Origin of the sequence: Enterococcus faecalis (assembly GCF_029024925.1) — a bacterium.
In the GTDB taxonomy this organism is placed as follows: Bacteria; Bacillota; Bacilli; order Lactobacillales; family Enterococcaceae; genus Enterococcus; species Enterococcus faecalis.
Map to the genome: position 1 here is coordinate 946,026 of NZ_CP118962.1, position 18,520 is coordinate 964,545.

Annotated in this window: 14 protein-coding genes and 1 other annotated feature; of the genes, 10 read left to right on the plus strand and 4 right to left on the minus strand. The window is 37.3% G+C overall.

The genetic code is table 11. The features are described from left to right. Positions 1–68 precede the first annotated feature (68 nt). Together PYW42_RS04725 and PYW42_RS04730 are read left to right on the plus strand one after the other, a co-directional pair. A complete protein-coding gene (locus PYW42_RS04725) occupies positions 69–1,664 on the plus strand; it encodes an ATP-binding cassette domain-containing protein (protein WP_002411160.1) in 1,596 nt (531 codons plus the stop codon). A gap of 69 nt (positions 1,665–1,733) precedes the next feature. Further along, the gene (locus tag PYW42_RS04730; protein ID WP_002409881.1) at positions 1,734–2,468 is read left to right on the plus strand and encodes a methyltransferase domain-containing protein; all 735 of its coding nucleotides are present in this window, start codon (positions 1,734–1,736) and stop codon (positions 2,466–2,468) included. On the opposite strand, the gene PYW42_RS04735 is transcribed toward PYW42_RS04730, so the two are convergent. From PYW42_RS04735 to PYW42_RS04750, 4 genes are all read right to left on the minus strand, one after another. Beyond that, entirely contained in the window at positions 2,465–2,866 is a 402-nt protein-coding gene (locus tag PYW42_RS04735; protein ID WP_010708640.1) for a YxeA family protein, read from the minus strand. The genes PYW42_RS04730 and PYW42_RS04735 overlap by 4 nt on opposite strands. A gap of 110 nt (positions 2,867–2,976) precedes the next feature. Continuing rightward, positions 2,977–4,329, minus strand: coding sequence for an amino acid permease (locus PYW42_RS04740; RefSeq protein ID WP_002409879.1), 1,353 nt, complete (start codon positions 4,327–4,329; stop codon positions 2,977–2,979). 170 nt (positions 4,330–4,499) lie between these two features. Beyond that, positions 4,500–4,685, minus strand: coding sequence for a hypothetical protein (locus PYW42_RS04745; RefSeq protein ID WP_002358046.1), 186 nt, complete (start codon positions 4,683–4,685; stop codon positions 4,500–4,502). A 180-nt stretch (positions 4,686–4,865) separates the two neighbouring features. Further along, entirely contained in the window at positions 4,866–5,153 is a 288-nt protein-coding gene (locus PYW42_RS04750; protein WP_002384728.1) for a hypothetical protein, read from the minus strand. Positions 5,154–5,522: 369 nt separating this feature from the next. Here PYW42_RS04750 and PYW42_RS04755 point away from each other — a divergent pair, with 369 nt between their 5' ends. The 8 genes from PYW42_RS04755 (at position 5,523) to pheS (ending at position 18,517) form a co-directional block, all read left to right on the plus strand. Then, positions 5,523–6,284, plus strand: coding sequence for a (Fe-S)-binding protein (locus PYW42_RS04755; RefSeq protein ID WP_002365495.1), 762 nt, complete (start codon positions 5,523–5,525; stop codon positions 6,282–6,284). Positions 6,285–6,296: 12 nt separating this feature from the next. Further along, a complete protein-coding gene (locus tag PYW42_RS04760; protein WP_002365496.1) occupies positions 6,297–7,769 on the plus strand; it encodes a LutB/LldF family L-lactate oxidation iron-sulfur protein in 1,473 nt (490 codons plus the stop codon). Continuing rightward, the gene (locus tag PYW42_RS04765) at positions 7,762–8,481 is read left to right on the plus strand and encodes a LutC/YkgG family protein (protein WP_002361597.1); all 720 of its coding nucleotides are present in this window, start codon (positions 7,762–7,764) and stop codon (positions 8,479–8,481) included. Before PYW42_RS04760 ends, PYW42_RS04765 begins: the two co-directional genes overlap by 8 nt. Before the next feature lie 220 nt (positions 8,482–8,701). Beyond that, the gene (gene lepB / locus PYW42_RS04770) at positions 8,702–9,250 is read left to right on the plus strand and encodes a signal peptidase I (protein WP_002358039.1); all 549 of its coding nucleotides are present in this window, start codon (positions 8,702–8,704) and stop codon (positions 9,248–9,250) included. Positions 9,251–9,360: 110 nt separating this feature from the next. Then, positions 9,361–12,951, plus strand: a complete 3,591-nt coding sequence (locus tag PYW42_RS04775; protein WP_002409878.1) for a PD-(D/E)XK nuclease family protein — start codon at positions 9,361–9,363, stop codon at positions 12,949–12,951. Then, positions 12,944–16,738: a helicase-exonuclease AddAB subunit AddA gene (gene addA / locus PYW42_RS04780; protein WP_002409876.1), complete on the plus strand. Its 3,795-nt coding sequence runs from the start codon at positions 12,944–12,946 to the stop codon at positions 16,736–16,738. The genes PYW42_RS04775 and addA overlap by 8 nt, the downstream gene beginning before the upstream one ends. Before the next feature lie 69 nt (positions 16,739–16,807). Beyond that, positions 16,808–17,152, plus strand: a complete 345-nt coding sequence (locus PYW42_RS04785) for a winged helix-turn-helix transcriptional regulator (protein WP_002358035.1) — start codon at positions 16,808–16,810, stop codon at positions 17,150–17,152. A gap of 43 nt (positions 17,153–17,195) precedes the next feature. After that, positions 17,196–17,414 (plus strand) — a binding site (T-box leader). A 56-nt stretch (positions 17,415–17,470) separates the two neighbouring features. Continuing rightward, entirely contained in the window at positions 17,471–18,517 is a 1,047-nt protein-coding gene (pheS, locus tag PYW42_RS04790; protein ID WP_002358034.1) for a phenylalanine--tRNA ligase subunit alpha, read from the plus strand. Positions 18,518–18,520: the final 3 nt, after the last annotated feature.

The following is an 18,520-nucleotide window of genomic DNA, read 5'->3' on the forward strand; positions in this document are numbered from 1 at the left end:
TTGCTGATAGGCGCCAATCAAAAACTATGCTACAGTAAGGTATATAATGCTCGAAAAGGAGGGAGTAAATGACTAAAAAAATATGGTCGCACTTTCAGAAAAGCTTCACTTGGTACATTTTGATTGGTGTGATTGTTTCATTATGTAGTGCTTTAGCAATTTATTTTTTTCAACAGTTGTTAGATCATTATCAAAAAAGTTTCCAACTAGGGTTGTTAGTAGCGTATGGAACGACAATTATTTTAATTCCGCTATTGTCTTACTGTGAACAGAAACCGAAAGCTTACTTAACTAATGGCATCTATTTCTATTTGAAGAAATTAAGTTTAATAAAAATGAGCAAGATTTCCTATGAAGAATATCTAAAACTGGGAGCGGGAGCTTTACTACAAAAAGTAGAAGTTGGTGCAGCAGCTGGGAGAAATATCCACTTGAATTTTTATGGGCGCTTATTTCGAGAGCTAATTCCAGAGACGTTATTTAATTTATTTTTCATAGCATTGATTGATAAAAAATTACTACCAGCAATTCTAATTGGTTATGTGATTGTATTTATTTTAACCAAAATACTTTTGAAAACGCTACAAAAAATGAAAGAAAAAACACTTATTTCTGAAGAAGCAATGAATGCTACTTTGATACGAGGGATGACAGAACTAGTAACTTTTAGAATTAATCGAAAATATAAAAAAGAGATTGAAAATTACGCGTTAATGGCAGAGGAAAATAGTCAAAATATAACAAAAATGACTATGATCCATGAATTTTTCTTTGGCTTTTTTGCCTTGTTAGTTGCACTTATCAAAGTAAGTATTGTCGTACTTAGTTTTACTAACGTCGTGACGCTAAGTTTAGGTGGACTTGTAGCGATAGTGATGTATATCGATCGAATTTATACGCCGATAGCCATATTTAATGTTTTATTTGTTCAATATAATTTGGATAAAGTAGCCTATCAGCGCTTGGAAGATTTTTATAAAAAAGAAGATGATCCTGACTTAATGGTTTCCGGCAAAGCGTTACCTGAAATTCAAACAATTTCATTAAAAGATGTATGTTTTAGCGTAGATAGTCAAACGATTATGTCCCAACAAAATCGACAATTTTCAATGAATAAAACCTATGGCTTGATTGGAAAAAGTGGGACAGGTAAATCTACCCTGATTAAATTGATTTTAGGATTATTGAAGCCGACAGAGGGGACAGTTTATGTGAATCAATTTCCTCTAACACAATTTAATTTGGAAGATTATTATGAAAAAGTTTTTTATTTATCTCAAGATGTGCCAATATTTCAAGGAACGTTGAAAGAAAATATTGTATTTAATCAAGAAATTTCTGATGAACAAGTAATTGAAGCTATGTATCGTTTTCAGTTGGGGGAACTTTATGAACGGTTGCCGGAAGGTTTAAACACTATTGTGAGTGAAAAAGGAATGAATTTTTCTGGTGGCGAGAAACAACGGATTGCTTTTACACGCTTAGCATTTACACAAGCAGAGATCCTTATTTTAGATGAGGCGACTTCTGCATTGGACGAAAAGACCGAAGAAAAAGTGTTACAAGAAGTACAAAAATTTACCCATAATAAGTTGACTATTTTGGTTACTCATCGACCTAAAACCCTGCGATTTGTAGATGAAATTATTGATTTAAATGAGTGAACTTGTTAGCTCTTTGGCGCTTCTTTTGCTACACTTTTTATAAGAATTGAGAGAAAGGGGCAACTGTTGATGAATAATAATGAGCAAGAATTAGCGGAATTTTGGGATGAATTTGCAGAAGAATATGAAGAAATTCAACAAGAATCGCCATTTCCAATTGCTCGAGAATTACGTGATTTCTTGGTCCAAGAAGGCATTTTTCCGTGTCAGACATTTCTGGATATCGCAGGTGGGACGGGACGATATTTACCTTTTTTTCAAGAGCAAGTCACGGAGTATACGCTAGCCGATATTTCTCAGAGAATGTTGGAGATTGCGGAAGCAAAAGCACAAAGCAACGTTGTTTTTCTTCACCAAAGCCAAGAAAGACTGATTGAGACTGGGAAAAAATTTCAAGTCGTTTTTTCAGCGATGAATCCTGCTTTGGATACGCCGGAAAAAGTTAATGCATTGTGCCAATTAAGTGAGAAATGGTGTCTTATATTTCGGCTAGTGGAAGAGCAAGATTCGTTATTTTCTCCTTTTGAGCAAGAGAGCAACCCGCAGTTAAAATGGATGGCAAAATACAAAGCATTTCTAAAAAAAGAACAGCGACCTTTTTTCACAAAAAAATTTTTCTTTGAAGCATCAGAAGCTATTTCAAAAGACTTTTTCCGCAGCTATTTTGAAGAACAATGGTCAGTTCCAATTTTAGAACAACGCGTACAAGAAATTTTTGGTTCTCATGAAATTAAGCAAAATCAGCGTACCATTATTTATGAATTAATTGCGATTCCATGTAAAAAAACAACCAGCGATGACTAATTATCGCTGGTTGTTTTTCGGTTATTTAATTGTGCGAAAGCTTTTTCTGGAATCTCTTTTTTATCAATTTTGACAGGAGATTGGATGATTCTTTTTTTACTAATGGTTGCTTCTATGTAAGCATTTGGTTCCAAAGGTTGAGGATTTTTGTCTGTCCGTTCGTAGTCCATAACTTGCGTTTTTCCATTACTTTTAACAAAAGTTAGTCGATAGTGTAAAGAATATTGGCCATCTATGCTTTTTTGATTGTCATCTACTGTTTGTTTTCGTTCAGGAATTTCTAGAGGAACTTGTGCATAGGCTTTTTCACTCTTATATGTATCTGCATAATAACGATAGCCTGTATAACCACCAACAATGAATAAGCCAATAAATAAAATAGCGCCGATTTTTTTCATTTTTTCTCCTCCTAACAATTTACAAAAATAGCATAGCAAAAGAAGAAGGAGATGGAACATCGAAAAAACGAACAGTTATCTTACAAAACTGTTCGTTTTTTTTGGTCTATTTAGCTTTCATCAGAGAGTAGAAAGGAATCATTTTTCTTACGATAACTAAAGAAAATAACAAAGTACAGTAGACCTGTTAAAAGAGTGACGCCTAACGAATTTGTAAATAAGATGCCAATAAAGATGAGTCCTAAAATGATTAAAGCAAGGAGATTAATACTTTTTTCAAAGAGAGACCCTCGTTTTAAAGACAGAACAAACGCCGCAGCGCTAATTAAAATCCAAATTAGCAAGACAGTGTAAGAGAGAGAACCGGCTAAGTAACCAAATAATTCATCGCCAACAAAATAAGAAAGAATAACGCCCAGATATAAAACACTTGCGCAGAAGAAAACTGAACGTTGAGGTACTTGGTGCTTGTTTAAAACCGCTAGTTTACTCATGGGTCCTTTTTTATCTTTTAAGCGAAAATATAAAAGGCGAGAAGAGGCGTATACCCCAGAATTAATAGAAGAAAACAAGGCTAAAATAATCACAAAATTTACGATGTCAGCAGCAAAAGGAATATTCATTTTTTCAAAAACCATAACAAATGGACTCACCGTTGTGCTTGCTAATGTATTCCAAGGGAAAATAATCAAAAGTAAGAATAATGGAATGATATAGAAGGAAATAATCCGTCCCATCACACCACGAATCGCTTTAGGAATGGCTTTTTTAGGATCATCTGCTTCACTGACAGTGATCGCGATTAATTCTGAACCGCCATAAGAATAAATAACTACTAATAAAGAATTAACAATACCTTTCATGCCATGTGGGGCGAAGCCACCATGCTTAGTGATGCTTTGTAAAGTAGGGAAGACACCACTGCCTAGCATTTGTTGTCCCACTAGATAAACACCAAAAATAATTAACAAAATGATGACACTAATTTTAGCAAACGCCAACCAATATTCTGTTTCTGCAAATAAACGAACCGAGTAAAGATTAATGAGCGTCGTTAAAATAGCTAAAATAAAAACAAAAAACCAAGCAGGAATATTAGGAAACCAAAGTTGTAAAAAGGAAGCTGCGGCAACCGCTTCTGCGATAATATTAATTGTCCACATGGAATAATAAACCCAATCAATAAAGTCAGCAGAATGTGCACCTAAAAATGGTCGAACTAAGCCAGACAAACCATGATGTGTGTCTCCGCCATCTAAAACGAGTTTTCCTAAACCACTCATGACGATGAAGAGAACAGCACCGCCAATTAGAAAGGCGATTAAAACAGAAGGACCAGCAATACCAATTGCTTCGCCACTTCCTTTAAAAAGACCTGCGCCAATCGCTCCCCCTAAGGCTAACATCGTAATGTGGCGCGAGCTTAATTGTTTTTTTAAGGTTGTTTGTTGTGTTTCACTCATAGGATTCTCCTTTAATTGAAAAAAATAATATGAAAATAACTTTCTTTATTATATACAATTTTCTGACAATTACAACTATTCTGTCAATGAAAATGAAAAAATAAGTGAAAAATATTATGAAAATAAAAAAATCGAGCAATTTAAGTGATTAAAATCGCTCAATTTTTTTATTAATTTTTATTTTTTAATAGAGTCATAATTGTTAATGGAACAGTAATGACTACATAGCCGATGATACTAGCCACTACTAAATAAGCTATAGGACTCGAGAAATTAAATAAGTCCGTTAAAAGTATTGCGACAATCATTGAAATAGCATAACAAATGAATAATTGAATAAACCGCTTTGCAGACAAAAAATCACCTCTTCCTAATTAGTTAAAGTCTCTTTTCAATCATTTAGTATACACCTGAAAAGAAGAATAAACTATCATTAATTAAAAGAAAAAGTGAAACCACTAGCGGATTTTTTGTTCAGCTGATTATCTTAAGAATTAGAAAATGGGACATAAGTCATCTCGACTTATGTCCCATTTTCATTTATGACGTTGGCTTCGTGTAAATTGAGAAGTCTCGTCCTCTCTAGTGGTTGATTGCTGTGTTCGTTGTACGGCTTGCTTTTCTGGCTCGCTCTTTTTTGCAACATCAGTCACAACGTTTGGCTTCTGAGAAGGGGGAACAGTTGTTTTTTTGTTTAAAGTTGGCGTAGTTCTTTTTGTTTCTTTCTTTTGTTTCTTTTTATTATTTTTATCATTTCCAGTGACTGTCAAATAGATAATCAGAAAAATCATTAGGATCGTTGCAACAATTAATAGAATAAACATGTTAAATGAAATGAACATGCATGGCCCTCGTTTCTCGTTTTTTCTTAGTTTACCAAAATTTCAAAATTTCGTCACTCTTTTCTTCAGAAAAAACGAATTTCAAAGGGGTTAAAAGAAACTTTTATAAAAAAGCCTCCTTTTTTGTGTGAAAATGCACAAAATTTCTGGAATCGTTTGCTGTTAAAACCAGATACTGGTAAAATAATTATTGTATAAGAATCATTTTAAAAAACGATTTTTGTTACAAATAACGTATTTGTTGAAAAGGCACTGTGAAGTAGTTAGAGACGACAGCCAAGTGACTTTTAATGACAGCCGCCCAATTAATTTCATGGAGCCTTTTCGTAGAAAACGAGGAGGTTATTTTGCGTGAAAGTGAGTATATTTTCGACATGCGTGGTGGATTTACTTTTTCCAAATGTAGGGCAAGCAATGGTAGAGGTTTTGGAACGTTATGGCTGTGAAACGGTTTTACCAACAAGCCAAACGTGTTGTGGTCAGCCAACGTACAATAGTGGCTATGTGACAGAGAGCACGACAACGCTTAAGAATCAAATTGATAGTTTTGACGGTGCCGATTATGTGGTGGGACCTGCGGGGTCTTGTGTCGGCATGATGAAAGAATACCACAAATTTTTAGCAGATGATCCTATTTATGGACCAAAAGCACAACGTTTAGCTGAGCGAACTTATGAGTTTAGTCAGTTTCTTTATCGTGTCTTAGGGGTCAAAGATGTTGGCGCAACGTTACATGGGAAAGCCACTTATCATCGTTCTTGTCATATGACGCGAATTTTAAATGAACGAGAATCACCCTTTGTTTTGTTGGATCATGTGAAAGGATTAGAAATGATTCCTTTAGGACATCTTGAAAATTGTTGCGGATTTGGCGGAACGTTTTCAGTGAAAATGCCAGCTATTTCTGAACAAATGGTGACGGAAAAAATGAACGATGTGATTGATACAGGCGCAGAAATTTTAATTAGTGCGGATATGGGTTGCCTGATGAATATCGGGGGTAAATTCAATCGTGATGGGAAAAAGATTAAGATTATGCATATTGCAGAAGTCCTTAATCACGAAGTGGATGAAGCACGCATGGATCAACCGCAAATCATATCGGTAGGGTAAGGGGGAAGAACTGTGGGATTATCAACGAGCAATAAGCCGTTAAGTGAACGAATTGAAGAAAGTAAAAAAGATGTGTTTATGCAAAAGGCTGTCGCCAAAGCACAAGATGCCCAATGGGAGAAACGAGAAGGTGCGCGGGAAGCTTTAGGCAATTGGCCACAATGGCGTGAACTGGGAGAACAAATTCGCCAACATACAATTCAGTATCTGCCTGACTATTTAGAAGAGTTCAGTGATAACGTTGCCAAACGAGGTGGCAAAGTCTTTTTTGCTCAAACCGCCGAAGAGGCCAATGAATATGTGAAGCAAGTGGTTCTAGAAAAAAAGGCGAAAAAAATTGTGAAATCTAAATCAATGGTGACGACCGAAGTCGATATAGATCCAATGTTATTGGGATTAGACGATGTTAGTGTGATGGAAACAGATTTGGCGGAATTCATTTTACAAATGGATGACTGGGATGAGCCGTCACATATTGTTTTCCCAAGTATTCATAAAAATCGCGAACAGATTCGTCAGGTTTTTGCGAAAAAATTAGGGTATCAAGGAGATAATGACCCGGTAAATTTGGCACGCTGTGCACGAGAAGTGATGCGCAAATTCTTTTTGGAAGCGGAGATTGGCATTACAGGTTGTAATTTCGCTATTGCGGATAGCGGCTTAATTAACTTAAATACAAATGAAGGAAATGCTGATTTGACCATCAGTATTCCTAAGACACAAATCGTGTTAATGGGGATGGAAAGAATCGTACCAACAATGCGTGAAGCAGAGGTTTTAGATAACCTTTTAGCCAGAAGTGCCGTTGGTCAAAATTTAACAACGTATGTGACGTTTGCCGGGCAAAAAAATGCGGATGAATCCGATGGTCCAGAAGAATTTCACGTGGTCATTTTGGATAACGGACGTTCAAAAGCGTTAGGAACAGCCTTTCAGCCAGTCTTACAGTGTATTCGTTGTGGGTCTTGTCTGAATGTTTGTCCGGTCTATCGCCATATTGGAGGGCACGGTTATGGCTCTATTTATCCAGGACCAATTGGTGCTGTGCTTTCTCCAATTTTAGGTGGATATAAACAGTTTGGGGAATTGCCTTATGCATCTAGTCTTTGTGGGGCATGTACGGAAACGTGTCCTGTGAAAATTCCATTGCACGAATTATTAATTGAACATCGTAAAGTGATGACCGATGATCTGAAAATGAAACATGGATTTGAAGATTTCCAAATGCGTATGGTAGGTAAAGCCACTGGTTCACCAGCAATGTTTAAAGCAGCCATGAAAGTCGATCATGCTGCAGCGGGCATTTTAAGTAAACAAAAAGACATTACTGTTGAAAACATGTACAATCATGGAGGCTACCTTGATAAAGGACCAGGGTTAGTAAAAGGTTGGACCGATGTTCGTGATTTGCCAAGACCACCAAAATCTTCAGAAAACTTCAGAAGTTGGTTCAAAAAACATCAAGAAGGTGAAAAAAATGACTAATGAAGCGATTCAAAATCGAGAACCTTTTTTACAAAATCTACGAGAAAAATTAGGCGTAGAAAAACAGCCTGTTTCGGCCCATCCATTTGAGCCAGTTAATCATTTACCAGAAGAACAGTTGGCAGATAAAACACCAGCAGAGCTATTAACGATTGTGAAAGAACGTGTGGAAACGATTCACACGAACTTAGTGGAAACCACACAAGAAAATTTACTGACGACGATTCAGCAAATTGTTGCTGAGTTTGGTGGGGGCAATCTTTTATTGCCAACAGATGCACGTTTTGAAGCCTATGGATTAGCTGATTTAGCTAAGTCATTAGAGGCTGTTTCTGTTAAGCAATGGCAACCTGGAAGTGAGCAACGAGAAGCGAATATTCAAACAGCTGCTCAGGCAAATATCGCGATTGCCTTTGCTGAGTTTTTACTAGCTGAATCAGGAACGATTGTGGTGGAGTCCAATGCGGGGCAAGGCAGAGCTTTACACTTTTTACCGAAGCATTACATTTCAATTATACCGTTTAGCAAACTCGTTCCACGTTCGACTCAGCCAGCAGCTTTTTATACAGAAAAAATAGAAAAAGGTGAAAAAATCGGCTCAGCGATTCACTTTATTTCAGGGCCTTCTAATTCAGGAGATATTGAAATGCAACTGGTTGTCGGGTTGCATGGTCCTTTAGAAGTTTGTTACGTGGTTGTGATGGATCGCTAAAACGCTAGAAGCATAATCAATTCAGCCCTTTTTAGAATTGATTATGCTTTTTTTATGAGCAGGATCAAAAAAGTAAGAATCAAATTTGAAAGAAATACGTTTTTTTTCTGACCATTTTGTAAAAAAAGCGTACATAAAAATTAATTGGGTGTTAAGCACTATAGGATTGATTTACTTTGTGGTAGAATATGAGACATAAGATAATAAGGTTTTTGGAGGAATGAGTTTGAAATCAAAAGAATTAATTAAAACAGTCGTCTTTTTTGCCTGTTTAGCTTTGGGTCTGTTTTTACTGAGACAATTTGTATTTACGCCTGTCGTAGTGAGAGGTCATTCAATGGATCCAACGTTAGCAGATGGTGAACGGGTAATTACGTTAAAAAACACAGAAATTAATCGTTTCGATATTATTACTTTCCCAGCGCCAGATGAACCAGATAAAAATTATATTAAACGTGTGATTGGTTTACCTGGAGATACAATTGCGTACAAGGATGATACGTTGTACATCAATGGAAAAGAAGTTGACGAACCCTATTTAGATGAATTTAAAAAAGCCTTAACAGATGGTCAACCTTTGACAGGCGATTTTTCATTAAAAGAAAAAGTACCAGCAGATAGCTACTTTGTTTTAGGTGATAATCGACGGAATTCAAAAGACGGTCGTGTCATTGGTTTTATTCATAAAAAAGATATTTTGGGTGAAGTGAAATTTGTGATGTGGCCATTCTCACGGTTTGGTCCAATACCAGAAGTGTCAAAACAATAAAAGAGACAATGAGTAAAAGAGAAGGACGGAAATGTGTAAAAACAAACACATGTTTCCGTCCTTCTTTTGTGGTAAAATAAAGGCAGTGCAAAGGAAAAGGATGTGAAACCATGAGTGTGCAGTTTATTAGAGGAACCGCCGTGGCAGACTTAGAAGCGCCACTTATACAGGCGACAAAACAATGGCTAGAGGAAGACGCACAGCATGAAGTATTCTATTTAGTCCCGAACCATATTAAGTTTGAGCAAGAAATTCAAGTCTTGCAAAAGTTACGTCAATTACAGACAACTACGTCTGATTCAATAACCAGTACCCGTCTGCAGGTTTTTAGTTTTTATCGTTTGGCTTGGTACTATTTACAACATACACCTTTTTACTCGGCAGATGTTTTATCTGATGCAGGTGCTGCGATGATTTTTCGCAAAATTTTAGTAGAAGCAGAAGAAGAGTTACAAATTTTTAGAGGTGAAATTAACAAGCCTGGCTTTATTCAGCAACTATTTCAGCTTTATCAAGAAATGCGCGAAGGCAATATTGAGATTGCGGAGCTTTATCCATTTTTAGAAAAACAAACGGAGAACCCTAAAGGACAAGATTTACAACTTAAGTTTCAAGATTTAACGTTAATTTTTACGCGATTCCAATTGCAAATGAGTCAGTATGGCTATGAATCAGCGGAGATTATTCAACATTTAAGCGAGTATTTACAAACGGTTGATTTGTCGAATGTTCAATTCGTTATTTCAGGCTATCAGCAGTTTACTGCCAGAGAATTAAAGTTGATTGAAGTGCTAATGGCGCAAGCAGGTTCTGTGAAAGTAGCCCTTTTATTGGACAAACAATATCCGCATGACTTACCTGATCCGCGGTCGTTATTTTATGAAGCGGGACAAACCTATCATCAGCTTTATCAACTAGCAAGACAGAAGCAAATCCCGATTCTTTCAGATTATGTGGAAAAGAAAGAGGTATTAATTACAAATCCAGATTTGCAAGGATTAAACGATTATTGGATTCAATCGCAAGAACACCTGCCTCCATTAAGCACAGCTGACTGGAGGGGCGATGGCTTATTTCTGTGGCGTGCTGAAAACGTTAAAGAAGAATTAACACATGTTGCAACCGAAATTCGCCGTTTAGTGGTGGAAGAAGGGTATCGGTACAAAGAAATTCAGGTGTTGACTCGTGATTTAGATTGTTATGAAAATTTATTAGAACCGATTTTTGCGGAACACGAGATTCCTGTTTATGTCGACCGAGATATGGCTATGGATCGGCATCCTTTAGTCGAATGGATTGAATCTTTATTTGCTATTCATTCGTACAATTATCGTTATCGTGATGTGCTCCGTTTTTTGAGAACGGAATTATTTATGCCAATGAATCAACTCGCTACTTCTGAAGAAAGCTTGACTGATTGGTTAAACCAACGGAACGCTTGGCGCAGAAAAGTTGATATTACCGAAAATGTAGTCCTGGCATACGGCTATGAAGGTTATTATTGGTCGCAAGAAAAAGATTGGGAATTTATTCGGTATGATTTTGAAGCGGAAGAGCAAGAAGATGTCGCTACGATGGAAGAAGAGTCAAATGCGATTCGTCAATCGCTTCAACGGCTGTTACCTAGTTACTTTCAAGCAATGATAAGTGCCAAAACTGGTTTGGAAGCAGCGACCGTCTTCTATCACTTTTTACTGCAAAGTGGTGTGGCAACACAATTAAAAATGTGGCGCTTACAAGCTATCGAAGCCGGTCAACTAGAAACAGCTCGTAACCATGAACAGACTTGGGATGCATTGATGTCGTTACTAGATGAATACGTCACTGTTTACGGAGAAAGTTCGTTTGATTTTACAACGTTTCAAGAAATATTTGTTAGTGGCTTGGAAGGTTTGCACTATAGTAAAGTGCCGACAGCGATTGACCAAGTACAAGTTCGCGCAATGGATTTAACTCGACCTGGCGCTGCCAAGGTTACTTTTGCTATTGGGATGACGGAAGAAATTTTTCCACAAAAGATTGAAAATAAAACACTATTGTCTGATGAAGAACGTCAGACAATCAATGATACTTTAACGGAAAACCAATATTTACGTGGGACAACCGGACGCAAAATTGCGCAAGAACCTTATGTTGCGTATCTTGTCTTTTCTTCAGCGCGAGAACGGTTATATTTAACCTATCCAAGTGTTAAAGATACCGCTCAAGAAGTCAAACCGTCTCCTTATTTTAAAAATATCCAAAAAGATTTAAACTTGCCCGTTTTTGAAAAAAATGAAACAACCATTTTCGATGATGAAACGACCAGTTTAGCCCATATTAGTACGTATCGGACGTTAATCGGTGAATTAACGCGTTTGAAAAGACAACGGAAAGAAACACAAGAAGGATTGTTGCCTTTCTGGTTAAATATGGAAAAAGCGCTAATGAACCAATCAATTGCGCCGCTAGCCAAGCAAGTTTTCGAAAGTTTAACGCATCAAAATATTCCTGAAAAGATTGGTGAGGTCTTAGCAGAACCTTTATATGGTAAAGATATTTATACATCCGTTTCTCGGATGGAGAGTTTTTATCGGTGTCAATATCAATACTTTTCTCGCTATGGCTTACGTTTGAAAGAAAGAGATGTCTTTGGGCTTTCGCCAGCAGCTACAGGGGAATTTTTCCATGAAGCATTGGATCAGTTCTTTAAATTATTGATTATGAATCAACGGAACTTATCTGAATTAACCGATCAGGAAGTCAATTTATTGGCGGAGGAAGTGCTAAATAGTATTTTAGGGGATGCGCGTTTTTCTGTATTAACGACCTCTAGTCGCATGAACTATATTCGCTATCAATTGAGTCAAACAATTAAAAAAGTCAGTTGGGCGCTGAAACGCCAAAGCCAACGAAGTGGCATGACGACTGTTCAAACGGAAGTGTTATTTGGCCAAATTGCCGCTAAAAAAGGAATTTCTGGTTTGGAATTACCATTAAAAAATCAAGGGAAAATTCATGTTCGGGGAAAAATCGACCGGATTGATCAATTGGTTACACCCGAATCAACCTATTTAGGTGTGATTGATTATAAATCGAGTCACCGTAAATTTAATATGACAGAAGCGTATTACGGCTTAGCCATGCAAATGCTGACGTACTTGGATGTGGCTTTAATGGATGCTGTGCAATTAGTTGGTCAAGAAGCTAAACCTGCTGGCTCACTTTATCTGCATGTACACAATCCTACGTTATCTTATGAAGGCAAAGACGACATTGAACAACAAATGCTTAAAAAATATCAGTTTGATGGTCTTTTGATGAAAGACCCAGATTTATTGGATCATTTAGATACGAGTCTGCAAGCTAAACAAAGTTCGTTGCTGTTTCCGATTGAAGAATCCGCCAAAGAACAAATTAAACCTGGTCGTCGCCAAGAAGATAAATTTGTGACAGAACCAGAATTAGGCGCGTTGCTTTCCCATAACCGAAATAAATTTATTGAAGCGGGGAATCAAATTATTGGCGGCGAAGTTCAACTTAATCCCGCTTATCAAGGCAAGGAACGGATTGCTTGTCGCTATTGTCCGTTTCGAAGTGTCTGTGATTTTGATGTGATGCTAAAAGAAAATAATTATCATCGTATTGAGAATTTATCCAAAGAGGAAATTATGGCGCGCTTGTTAAACAAAGATGAGGAAGGAGCAACCGAAGATGAGTAAAACAATTCCACTACGTCCAGCCAATGAGCAATTCACCGACAGTCAATGGCAAGCGGTGTTTGATGGCGATGAAAATATCTTAGTTTCTGCTTCGGCTGGCTCAGGAAAAACCACTGTTTTAGTCCGCCGTGTCATTGAAAAAGTCAAAAGCGGCGTCGATATCGATCGTCTCTTGATTGTGACGTACACTGAAGCCGCCGCCCGTGAGATGAAAGAACGTATCCAAGTGGCTTTACAAAAGGCAATGAATGAAGAACAAGATCCAGAAAGAAGACGGCATTTTTCTCGTCAAATTGCTCTTTTGCCAACAGCCAATATCAGCACGTTACATGCCTTTTGTTTAACTGTTATTCGTCGTTTTTATTATTTAATTGACATAGATCCAGTTTTTCGGATGTTAACAGATGAAACAGAAACATTGTTATTAAAAGAAGATGTTTGGGATGCATTACGTGAACAATTTTATGCGGAAAATCAAGAAGCGTTTTACCAATTAACAGCGAATTTTTCCAATGACCGTAGTGATGACGGACTCACTAACTTAATTTTTTCTTTTTATGAATTTGCCAAAGCCAATCCTGATCCAGAGGCGTGGATTAATGGCTTAACACAAGCCTACGAAGTAGGGGATCAGCTAGGCGAATCAACGTTATTTCAGACGTATTTAAAACCGCTAGCCGTTGAGACGTTACAACGAACTCTTCAGCGTTACGAAGAAATGGTGACCTTAACAGAGGGCGAAGAGAAACTTCAAAAGATTTGGTATTTAGCTCAAAATGAAAAGGAACAAACAAAACAATTTTTACAATTTTTAGAGAGAAATGATTTAGAGAGCGCCTATAATTTGACTGAATTGTTGAGCTTTGACCGCTACCCAACGGTTCGTGCCGAAGAGTTGAAACCAACCGCGGAACAAGCCAAACAGTTACGAGAACAAAATAAAAAAGCGTTAAATGATTTGAAAAAGCAACTGTTTACACTTTCTCCAGATGCCATGAAACAAGTCTTGAAAGAGGCCACGCCCATTGTTCAAGAAATGGCTCACGTGGGGAAACAATTTATGGAGGCCTATGGCGCAGAAAAACGGCTTAAAAATTTAGTGGATTTTAACGATTTAGAACATTATACGTTAGCTATTTTAGCGAAAAATCAGGCAGATGGCTGGCATGCATCAGAAGCCTCGGTTTACTATCGCGAAAAATTTGATGAAGTGTTAGTCGATGAATACCAAGATATCAATCAATTACAAGAATCTATTTTGTATTGGTTGCGCCGTCCGCTTAGCACAGAAGGAAACCTTTTTATGGTAGGAGATGTGAAACAGTCTATTTATTCTTTCCGCTTGGCAGATCCTACATTGTTTATTGAAAAATACAATCAGTATGGGCAAGGCAAAGAGGGCAAACGAATTATTCTAGCTGAAAATTTTCGTTCCCGCAAAGACGTTTTAGACTTTACGAATTTAGTATTTAGTCAATTAATGGATGAGCGAGTGGGCCAAATTGCTTACGATGAGTCAGCCGCTTTGGTTCATGGTTTTGATCAATTTTCGGAGGCGGCTGATTATTCAACTGAATTGCTAATTTATGAAAAAAAAGCAACAGAATCAGTTGAATTTCCAGAATTACAATCCCCTGAGTTGTTGATTGAAGATAAGACAGAAGGGGAGCTTTACGTTACTGCTTTGAAAATTCGTGAATTAATTGACCAAAATTTCTTGATTTATGATAAAAAGCTGAAAACGGATCGACCGATTACTTATCAAGATATTGTCTTATTAACGCCTACGAAGAAAAATAATTTAACTATTTTAGATGTTTTTAAATCATTAGAAATTCCAGTTCAAGTCAATGATGCTCAAAATTATTTCCAAGCAACGGAAATTCGTACAATGATTGCCTTGCTTCAATTGATTGATAATCCCTATCAAGACATTCCTTTGGCAGCTGTGTTACGTTCACCAATTGTTGGATTAAAAGAAAACGAATTAGTGCTTATTCGTTTGGCTAATAAGGAAACCAGTTACTACGAAGCATTTTTAACGTTTAATCAAAAGATGGAACCAACCATGGAGGAAGCAGTTGTTCAGGAAAAAACTATACGTTTTGCTGAATCATTAGAAAAATGGCGGGAACAGGCTCGACGCAACCAGATTAGTACCTTGCTGTGGACGATTTATCGGGAAACGGCCTACCTTGATTATGTTGGCGGGTTGCCTGTTGGCAAACAACGCCAAGCCAATTTATATGCGTTGGTCGATCGGGCCGCGGCGTATGAAAAAACAACCTTCCGCGGATTATTTCAATTTGTTCGCTTCATCGAAAAAATGCAAGAAAAAGACAAAGATTTAGCGGAACCAGTCGTTTTAAGTGAAGAGAATGCCGTACGCGTCATGACGATTCACGCTAGTAAAGGGTTAGAATTTCCGGTGGTATTCGTTTTAGATATGACCAAAGAATTTAATGTCAGTGATTTGAATGAACGCTATATCTTTGAAGAAAATTTAGGGGTAGGCATTCGTTATTTACAACCTGAAGAACGAGTTATGTACGATACTTTACCATTTTTGGCGATTAAACAAGTACGATTAAGAAAATTACTATCCGAAGAAATGCGGAAGTTATATGTGGCGTTGACACGTGCAGAACAAAAACTTTTTCTGGTAGGCTCCTATAAAGACCAAGCGGCGATGTGGAAAGAGTGGCTGAAAGTTGGCGATGTAGAAACACTGGTGCTACCAGCTGAAAATCGCTTGCAAAGTAAAAGTAGTTTAATGAATTGGGTAGGGATGACATTGGTACGTCATCAAAAAGCCGATGAATATCAGCAAGAAGTAGTAGTAAGTAACGTTCCGCAAGTCAAAAAGCACCCAGCTAATTTTCATATTCAGTGGTTCAACGAAGAACAACTACGAGCAGCCATTCAGCAATTACAATTGCCAGAAAGACAAGCAGAGGATTTAGCCGAAAAAGCGCAATTATCTGCTGACAAAATCAATCGTGGTCTTGCACGGTTAAGTTTCAATTATCCGTTTGAAGTGGCTACTCGGACTACCAGTTATCAGTCTGTTTCTGAAATCAAGCGAGTATTTGATGACCCCGACAACAAAGAAATTGGTAAAATTGAGGTTCGGGAAGACAATACTATTCAAGCGCAACCGTTGATTGTCAATCGAATGATTGAAGGAGATTTAAGTAAGCCTAAATTTTTAGATACGGTTCAAGCGCCCTCAGCAGCTGAAATTGGGACAGCAACCCATTATTTATTACAACTAATTGATTTAAGTACGCAACCTTCTTATGAGGAAGTGCGAGCTGTTCAAGAACGCTTAGTGGAAAATAAATTGATTTTACCAGCAATTGCTGAAAAAATGAATCTGGAACAAATCGTGGCCTTCTTTGACACCGCCTTAGGAAAACAATTGATTCAACACCATCAAACCGTTAGAAGGGAACAACCTTTTTCTATGCTGATTGAAGCAGAAGAGCTCATTCAAAATTATCCAGAAACGACACAAGATGATTTATTAATTCATGGGATTATTGATGGCTATATCGAATTAGACAATCAATGCATTTTGTATGACTATAAAACCGATCATGTAAAAGGCACCTCTCCCCAAGCGATTTCTGAAATTGTCGAACGGTATCGCGGACAGATGAATCTTTATCGTAGAGCGCTACAAGAGTCAACGCATAAAGAGGTGTCGCACGTCTATTTAATTTTATTAAATGGAGGAGTAATTATTGACATGCAGACAGGAAATGTTGTAGATTTTATAAAGTAGAAAAAATTAGAAGCAGAAACACTTACATTTTGTAAGGAATGTGCTATACTCATTGAAGAGGTGAGGAAGATGGAAAAAGTAAAAACAGAATCGTTTGTACTTTGTCCCAAATTTGAAAAATCATTTTCAATACTTGGTAAAAAATGGAATGGTTTAATTATTGATGTTTTATTAGAACGAGGTCCTCAACGTTTTGGCGAATTAAAAGAAAAAATTCCAATGTTAAGTGATCGTGTCTTAGTAGAGCGATTGAAGGAACTAGAAGCTGAAGGAATTATCACCAAAGCTGTTCGTTGCGGTGAAGGAAATCGCTTAGAATATTTCCTGACCGAAAAAGGCGAAGACTTGCAATTAGCAATGGAACAAATTCAACATTGGGCAGAAAAATGGGTAAAAGACGAAGAATGCAGTTGACCGCAAGCAAAACTTCTTGTAAACTAAACGTAATTCAATAACTAAAAAAACAGTGATGGAAACAAGTAGTTTGAATTGACGTGTTTTAGGGAGAGTCAGCCAGAGACTGGAAGCTGATTTACACAGTCACCAAGCGAAATTCACTTCCTGAGTTTGTTTGTTTTCAAGAAGAAAGCAAACCGGTAATTGCCGTTAAATGAAATGAGTGCATGACAACAATTTGTTATGAATTAGGATGGTAACACGATAGCTCGTTCCTTTGAAAGGAATGGGTTATCGTTTTTTTTAGTTTAAATAAAAGATAGAGGGGAACGCATAATGACATTACAAGCGCAATTAGAAGCTCTTAGAGACAATACGCTCAAAGAAATCGCACAAGTTGCTACTTTAAAAGAATTAAACCAAATTCGCGTAGAAACATTAGGGAAAAAAGGGCCAATCACCGAAGTATTAAGAGGCATGAAAAACCTTTCACCAGAAGAACGACCAGTGGTGGGGGGCTTTGCAAATGAAATTCGTGATTTATTAACAGAAGCAATTGAAGCGCGCAAAGTTGTTTTAGAAAACGAAGCGTTAAATGCGGCACTAAAAGAAGAAAGTTTAGATGTAACTTTACCTGGGAAACAAATGCCTCAAGGCACACGTCATATTTTGACACAAGTTATGGAAGAAATTGAAGATATTTTCTTAGGCATGGGTTATCAAGTAGTGGAAGGATACGAAGTAGAATCGGATCACTATAATTTCGAACGCATGAATCTACCAAAAGATCATCCGGCACGCGACATGCAAGATACGTTTTATATTTCAGATGAGATGTTAATTCGTACGCATACTTCACCAGTTCAAGCTCGAACAATGGAAAAACACGATTTTTCAAAAGGTGCATTACGAATGATTTCTCCTGGGAAAGTATTCCGTCGTGATACAGATGATGCGACACATAGTCACCAATTCCATCAGATTGAAGGCCTTGTTGTCGATAAAAATGTCACAATGGGTGATTTAAAAGGGACGTTAGAAGTCATGATGAAAAAAATGTTTGGTGAAGATCGTAAAATTCGTTTACGTCCTAGCTATTTCCCTTTTACAGAACCTTCAGTCGAAGTAGATGTTAGCTGTTTTAAATGTGGCGGCGCAGGTTGTAACGTCTGCAAACATACAGGTTGGATTGAAATTTTAGGTGCGGGGATGGTTCATCCAGATGTGTTACAAATGTCAGGGATTGATCCAACAGAGTACTCAGGCTTTGCCTTTGGCTTAGGACCAGATCGCGTTGCTATGTTACGTTATGGTGTAAATGATATCCGTAATTTTTATCAAAATGATTTACGTTTCTTAAATCAATTCAAGGTAAAGGAGTAGTTG